Source organism: Mycobacterium sp. (genome assembly GCF_050701675.1).
Lineage (GTDB): Bacteria > Actinomycetota > Actinomycetes > Mycobacteriales > Mycobacteriaceae > Mycobacterium.
Map to the genome: position 1 here is coordinate 1 of NZ_JBOGDD010000353.1, position 4,783 is coordinate 4,783.

The 4,783-nt window shown below is 64.9% G+C and carries 6 protein-coding genes and 1 pseudogene; 5 read left to right on the forward strand and 2 right to left on the reverse strand.

Annotation, left to right across the window (positions count from 1 at the left end; genetic code table 11):
- The 4 genes from ACRDUX_RS10425 to ACRDUX_RS10440 all read left to right on the forward strand — a co-directional run.
- The coding region (locus ACRDUX_RS10425) for a cupin domain-containing protein (protein WP_526413585.1) at nt 1-205 on the forward strand (205 nt) is incomplete at its 5' end.
- Between the two features lie 87 nt (nt 206-292).
- Nucleotides 293-1,192, forward strand: coding sequence for an Rv1363c family protein (locus tag ACRDUX_RS10430; protein ID WP_526413587.1), 900 nt, complete (start codon nt 293-295; stop codon nt 1,190-1,192).
- Nucleotides 1,189-1,818 (forward strand): hypothetical protein, encoded by a 630-nt coding sequence (locus ACRDUX_RS10435; protein WP_526413589.1) that lies wholly within the window; start codon nt 1,189-1,191, stop codon nt 1,816-1,818. Before ACRDUX_RS10430 ends, ACRDUX_RS10435 begins: the two co-directional genes overlap by 4 nt.
- A gap of 351 nt (nt 1,819-2,169) precedes the next feature.
- A complete protein-coding gene (locus ACRDUX_RS10440) occupies nt 2,170-2,661 on the forward strand; it encodes a hypothetical protein (protein ID WP_526413591.1) in 492 nt (163 codons plus the stop codon).
- Nucleotides 2,662-2,690: 29 nt separating this feature from the next.
- Here the strand turns inward: ACRDUX_RS10440 and ACRDUX_RS10445 are convergent, their stop codons facing one another.
- The gene (locus ACRDUX_RS10445) at nt 2,691-3,095 is read right to left on the reverse strand and encodes a hypothetical protein (protein ID WP_526413593.1); all 405 of its coding nucleotides are present in this window, start codon (nt 3,093-3,095) and stop codon (nt 2,691-2,693) included.
- A gap of 271 nt (nt 3,096-3,366) precedes the next feature.
- On the opposite strand from ACRDUX_RS10445, the gene ACRDUX_RS10450 reads away from it, so the two are divergent.
- On the forward strand, nt 3,367-3,828 hold the full coding sequence (locus ACRDUX_RS10450) for an Rv2253/PknI dimerization domain-containing protein (protein ID WP_526413595.1): 462 nt from the start codon (nt 3,367-3,369) through the stop codon (nt 3,826-3,828).
- 65 nt (nt 3,829-3,893) lie between these two features.
- On the opposite strand, the pseudogene ACRDUX_RS10455 reads toward ACRDUX_RS10450, so the two are convergent.
- Nucleotides 3,894-4,783, reverse strand: a pseudogene (locus ACRDUX_RS10455) (MCE family protein); the annotation flags it as partial.

Here is a 4,783-nt window from a genome sequence, read left to right on the forward strand (position 1 = left end):
CATGCACACCACCCACACCGTCGACATGGAGATCGTCGTCTCCGGTGAGATCGTCCTCGAACTCGACGACGGTGTCGAGACGACATTGTGCCCCGGAGACGTGAACATCCAGAACGGCACTCGGCACCGCTGGCACAACCGCGGCACCGAACCGGCCGTCCTCGCCGTCGCCATGGTCGGGTTACCGCGGATCCCTTCGCCTTGACGTGGTTCGTGGATCGGCAGCGCGATACGCATGGTGTGAAGACGGCATCGTTTTACGCGAAAGCGATTGAGATAAGACAGGAGATCCATGCCGCCCCGGAAGCGAAGGCCATCTGCGGCCGACGGTGACGCTCGGGACGAACCAGCAGTCCCTCCCGGCGACGTCGCAGAGAGGACCGAACCCGACGATGCGTCGGCACTCGCCCAAGAAGCCGAGGCGGAGGCCGAGGCCGCAGAAGCCGCCGCACAGGCTGCCCGCTCCCGTGCCCACGCGCTGAAGCTGCGCAGGCAGGCCACGGCCGGCGCGGCCCAGGTCCTTCCACCCACTGCCATGGACCTGCCCGACCCGACGCTCACCCACGACATCCCAGCCACCGCGCCCGAACTCGACGAGCCGGTCGCCGATCAGTCAGCCGACGACGACACCGACGAAGCCGACAATTGGGTTCCAGCCGGGGAGTACACGGGTGAGCCGGAACACCGTCGCGGCTTCAGGCTGCCCCGCATCAAAGTGAAGTGGGTTGCGGCGGCGCTGATCGTCCTCGGCACGGTCACACTTCTCGGTGCCAGCGCGTACATGCTCGTGAGCCATCGCCAGGTCGCACAGGAGCAGCAGCGCTCGCAAGAGTTCGCGGTCGCGGCCCGCCAGGGTGTCGTCACGTTGATGTCGCTGAACGCCAACAACGCCAAGGACGACGTGAAGCGCATCATCGACGACACGACGGGTGACTTCAAGAAGGACTTTCAGGGCAAGGCCGACGAATTCACCACGGCTGCGCAGGAATCGAAGGTCATCACCGAAGCCACGGTCAACGCAACCGCCGTTCAAGAAATGACCAAGGACACGGCCACCGTGCTCGTTGCCGTGACCACCCAGGTATCCAACGTAGCCAGCAGGCAACAGCAACCCCGCTCCTGGCGACTTCGGGTGGACGTGGCCCGCGACGGAGGGCAGCTCAAAATGGCGAAAGTCGAGTTCGTGCCGTGAGCACCGAGGACAACGGCGACGTGCCCCGCGGCCAGATCGAGGACGCCGGGGACGCCGGGGACGCCACCGAACTCGACGAGGCGTCGAGTGCCGTAGACGACCAGTCGGCCCGACAAGCTCAGCCGAGCCCGCGACCCGGCCTCGTCGCGGGCGCGCTGTTGCCTCTGCTAGTGATACTCCTCCTCGCCTCGGCAGGGCTGACTGCGTGGACATACGCCAACCAGTTCCGGCCGGACCGGCAGACGGGAGCAGGCGTGGCTGCCGCCACGATCAAGGCCGCGTCCGACGGTGCGGTGGCGCTCCTGTCTTACGCGCCGGCGACGATGGACACGGACTTCGCCGGAGCGAAGACACATCTCACCGGTGACTTTCTCCACTACTACAGCCAATTCACCCACGACATCGTTACTCCTGCCGTGCAGCAGCGAGCGGTGAAGACCTCCGCGACGATCGTGCAGTCGGCCGTCGTGGAACTCAAGCCCGACAGCGCAGTGGTGCTGATGTTCCTGAACCAGACGACCACCAGCAAGGAGAACCCCGCCGGGTCGTTCACCGCGAGTTCGGTGAAAGTGGGGCTCACCAACGTCAACGGATCCTGGCTCATTTCGGCGTTCGACCCGGTCTAGTCCGGTCTAGTCCAGGTCTAGTCCAGGTCTAGTCCCCCATACCGCAGCGGTCGGCGACACCAAGCACGTCGAACTAGCCAATGCGATCGCACCTGATCTGCAACCCGGTCGAAGGTACGCCTAGGCGACACCGGAGAGGAGCCAACGCCGACGAGCACGGGAAACAACAGTGTCGGCGACATCGACGTATCCACAGTCACCACCGTGACGGCCATTTCGTCCTCCCACCGGTCCGCTGGTCCCATAATCTCTTGAAACACAAGACAATGCAGTATTGGCAGACAACTGACACACCGTGAACCGGGCCGATAAACTGCGAACGACGAAGCGTACGCGAAGAGGGAGATAGCCGTGATCACAGCAGCGAGGGCAACGATGCCGGCGGCTTTGGGCGCCGTGCTCGTGACGGCTGCGCTGGCGCTCGCCCCGAACGCCAGCGCTACCAGTATGAAGGTGGGCAACTACGAGGTCCCCAACGACCGGTGGGACGATCACACGTGGGTGTGGTCGGTCACCCACTCATGCGGGGCTCCCGATTGTGGCACCCAACTCGAAGATCCCGTCATCGCGCCGCACACCGACAACCTCAACGTCATCGCCATCCCTCGGCCCCCGAAGAGTCAGAGATTCCAGGGCACGGCGTTCTACGCCGACGGCCGCTACACGCTCACGATCGACGTGATCGACGGAGTGCGCTGCATCGGCTACAACCTGCCGTCCCACGACGTATATGACTGGGACGCAGTCTCATTGGTCGGGACGATTGTCTCGACCTACGACGCAGGCTGCTTCGGCGCTCCGGGCGGAGCCAGCACGTACAACTTCTCGCTGACGCGGTTTTGAAACGCCCCGCGGTGTTGGTGCGCCTTGGGCTAGATGTCCCCGCGTGTCCAGGTGCTGGCGCCCGAACGCGCATCGCACGATAGGAACAAGCCGTCGGGTGCCTGCGCCAGGGAGCCGTCGTGACCGGAGCAACTGCTGCCCTCGAACTTGACGCCGAGCATGTCGGTGGTGCGGAACCAGCGGGGCGCCAATCGGCGCGGCGATCCGCAGAACAACAACCTCCCCCAGTCCGTCACCCCGAAGACGTAATAGGTGGTGTTGTCGCAGGGAGCACCGAGCACCGCACCCGCCTGGATGCCGGGCGCGCAGGCGGGCTCGTTGCACGACGTCGGATCGTCGGCAGGCGCCGGGTCCGCTGGGTCCGCCACTGCCGGCGGCGCCCCCACCAATCCTGCGGTCAGCAGAGCAGTCGCGGCGGCAATGACGATTCGCACGCCATCTACTCTCCCACACCGGAGGGTCGGATTCTCCTCTTCGGACGAGGTCCGCCGAACTGCTGAGCGAACCCCGGCCGAACTGGTGTTTACATTTGCCCGAACCTACGGTTTACGGAGGTCAAGGTGTTATTCTGTTGCCTGAGAATGGCATTGCCGCCGGGCGAGGGCGATACTCACGGCAGGTAGGTGGCATCGTGGAAGCGTCTAGGAGCGGCAGATGGGCCCAGTACGACTGATCGCGGCGGCCGCGGCTCTCATGAGTGGGTCCATGCTCAACGCGCCACCGTGTGCCGCGAGCTACGACCAATTCGCCCCGAACGGAACGTATTCCGTCGTTGCGAACGGTGAGTGGGCCAAGATGAACGACCGCTTTGAAGACCAACCGACCGTACGAAGCACCTGGACCGTGAACAGTACGTGCTCTACCGCCATCAGTTGCACGGGTAAAGTTACGAGCACCTTGGGGTGGACCGAGGATATCTACACCACCAACGGCACGTGGTATGTCAAGCACTATGTGCCCGACTGGATTCCGTGCCCAGACGGTGGGACGGGTCCAGGTCTGCAGGTCTACCGCTTCTACCCCGCCAATGACGAGGGCATCGCTACCCCGTTGACGAATACGAACCTCTACCTCGGTGAGGACCAGACGACCGGTGAGAGTGGTGCGTGTGGCAGGAACCGCTCGCTCGTCCTCGTCTTGCCAGTCAAGATCACCAAGGTCAGTTGAGCGCGGCCACCCGCTGAGTACGTCGTACGCAAGCCTGAGGTGCCGGGTGCACCGATCGTGTTGTCCTAGTGCGGGAGCAGGTCCCGCCACGTCTTGACCAGCGGGGCGTCGGCGACCAGATTCGTCACCTTGTAGAGATTGCCATCCGAGCCGATATACTCACCGGTTCGCGGATTGTATTGCGCAAAGGCCACTTTGGGCCCGGCGTCGGGTGAGGTGGCACCGAACGCACTGGGCGCGGCGGGCGCCGCCGTACTGCCGTCTCCGGAACCAGGCGGGGGGGCGGCCGGAGGTGGTACGTCCCCCGCGCCATCGGGCGCGCCACCGAGTGGTGGCCCAGCCGGCGGGATCGGCTGGCCGTTGAGGGAATTGCCGTCGGGCGGCGGCGGCAAGGATGTTTGCGCCAGCGGCACCTCCAGCGGGGGCACGGGTTGCCCCGCGGGTGGGGCAGCATTGGGAGGCGTACCCGAGGGATTGGCCCCTGGGGGCAGCGGCGTTCCGTTGACGGGAGCGTAGAGCTGATCGCCGAGGCCCGCGCGGCTGTCGATCGGGATGCCTTGGGCGATCAGGCTAGGATCGAACGGTGCCGGTCCGGTGGCGTGTTGCCGCATGGCCAACGGCACGAACGGCTGGTCGCTGTCGCAGATCTCGACCGTGGGTGCGCGTTTGCCGGGCTTCCTGATGCAGGGATCGTTGCGAACGCCTCGGACGGCGATCGGAGAGTCCTGCGGTAGTTTGCAGTACAGCCCGTCGGGAGTGTCGATGTCCGAGAGGTCATTTGGCGAGCGCTGTGCCGACTGCGGCAGGAATCCGACCGTACACGCGGGGGGATCGTCTACCAATACCGCGAAGTCGCCTCGTGCGTTGCCGGTCGAGTCGGATATCGGCGTGTACGACTGCTGCTGAGCGAAGTACGGGGGCAGTAGCACCAAGAGTTGCTCGAGCGAGGCGTTGT